Annotated in this window: 2 protein-coding genes and 1 pseudogene; all 3 read right to left on the bottom strand. The window is 43.6% G+C overall.

Going from position 1 to position 1,793, the window contains the following annotated elements; genetic code table 11:
* Window positions 1–822, bottom strand: an 822-nt coding sequence (locus AC075J_RS02885; protein WP_476389966.1) for a carbohydrate-binding domain-containing protein, incomplete at its 3' end; no start/stop codon positions are given.
* A gap of 10 nt (window positions 823–832) precedes the next feature.
* Window positions 833–1,099, bottom strand: a complete 267-nt coding sequence (locus tag AC075J_RS02880; RefSeq protein WP_476389965.1) for a glycosyltransferase — start codon at window positions 1,097–1,099, stop codon at window positions 833–835.
* 246 nt (window positions 1,100–1,345) lie between these two features.
* Window positions 1,346–1,793: pseudogene (locus AC075J_RS02875) on the bottom strand (hypothetical protein); the annotation flags it as partial.

The raw sequence follows: 1,793 nt of genomic DNA, 5'->3' as shown, positions 1-1,793 counted from the left end.
ATTAATGGTAATATCACTGCCAGCGCGTCCCTTGCTGCCACCAATTCCAGCACCATACTTAGAACTAGCAATTACAGAACAACTATCAATAAAAATATTACTGCAAGAGCCGGAGCCGATATAGCCGCCACCAATTCCGGCGCTATCCCCATCGATACTACGAGCATTTAAGATTCCTGCAGTAGCGTCTGAATCATTGGTTTTTATTATAAGCTGAGCTTTGTTATCTTTCTGTAAACCGGCATAGTGGTTATTCTTTGTTATAAGACTATTTGTGCCTGTTAAATGGATAGTGACTGCAGCCTTCACCTCTCCCTTTATTTGCAATGCCGGACCAGCAGATGTTTTGATATTTACGTTATCAAGATAAATGTTGATGTTGTCTTGCTCTGAAGTATTCGTTCCATCAACCACAATTCTATTTGCCGTTTCCTGGTTACTGCATGTGAATTTGTAATCTCCTGCCGAAGTTATAGTATAAACTCCGCCCGCAATATCATTAATTAAATCAATTGGTTTAATCTGTGCATTTTCCGCAGCAGCCATTGCCTCATCGGGGGCATCATTAAATTCAGGAACCTCTTCTGAACTGAATACAGACAGTTCCTCATCTGTCTCTCCTGCCGCTTCCTGCTCTTCATTGGTAAAAATCTCCGGAGTTTCTTCCTCAGACACTACATCCTGATTTCCGGAAGTAAATTCTTCCGCAAATATGGTCTGGGGGGCATATTTGTAGAACACAATGCAAGTGCCAGAATCCCGGCTAATAACTTTTTCCTCATACTTTCCACCTTTCCTTTCTTTATACATGATCTTCTGCATCTTGACTCTTTTATCCTCTTTTTTTGAATTTGATACATAATGCGGTAATCACGACTGCCGCAGTAAAGGAAATGACAGCCACCAACACATAGCCGCCTGCGTCCTCATGCAGCAGAATTGTGCCGTACATTCCCGTAACGTTTATTGGCTGGCTTTGCATTATCCCCATTGCTCCCACAAGAGACAGGAATAACAGGGTACACAGAACAGACAGGCGGCGGTGGTATTCATGCATTCGCTTTTTTACCAATTCGATACGGGTTTTGGTATCGTACATGCCTTCCAACCTCCTTCCCAAAAAACAGTCTAAAAAAGTCTTTCACTTATATAGGTACAAAAAAACCGAAAAACTCTCACCTGAAAATCAAATTTTTTAAAAAAATTTGAGAGCTGCCGAAACAGCTCCCAAAAACGGAAAATCAGGTTATATTATTGTATCGAACTGCGGAAGATCAGTTTTCCCGCTGCCAGGATCGAGCAGGCAGCAGATAAGCAATATACTGTGCTGCACTGCTATAGGCGATCAGAAGATTATAAATTGCGTGAAAGGTGATTGCTGCTCCCAGCAGACCACAGGTTCCGGGATCTCCAGCCATGTTCTTTGCCACACATATGCAAGGCCACCGCCGACAATGGCTCCACAGATCACATGCATGGCTCCAGTCCCAATACCCCGGAAGAAAATAAAAGAAAAATGACCGGCTCCGTTTTGGATTAGAGCAGACGTTCTATGTGGCAAGGAAGGGCTGTGATCATGAGCATTTTTGATCTGCTCCGCTTTCGGCTCAAATATCAGCAGATAAAAGAGCAATGGCAGAAGTTTCATCACTTCCTCCACCACCGGGGCGATCTCTGTGGTAGCTGCAAAGGTGTCCGCTTTATAAAGTGCAGCGAAAAGGGTGTTGATGTATGCTGGAAAAGTACAGACACCCATCCCGGCAAAGCAGAACAGAAAGAATTTTCTCTGCCGC

The sequence above is a fragment of the Blautia sp. ZXY-1-C6 genome (assembly GCF_056339875.1).
This window is presented reverse-complemented; position numbering and strand designations above follow the sequence as displayed.

What these genes read in the sequence shown, in the direction of transcription:
- AC075J_RS02880 (WP_476389965.1), bottom strand. Translation starts at nt 1,099, where the DNA reads ATGTACGATACCAAAACCCGTATCGAATTGGTAAAAAAGCGAATGCAT.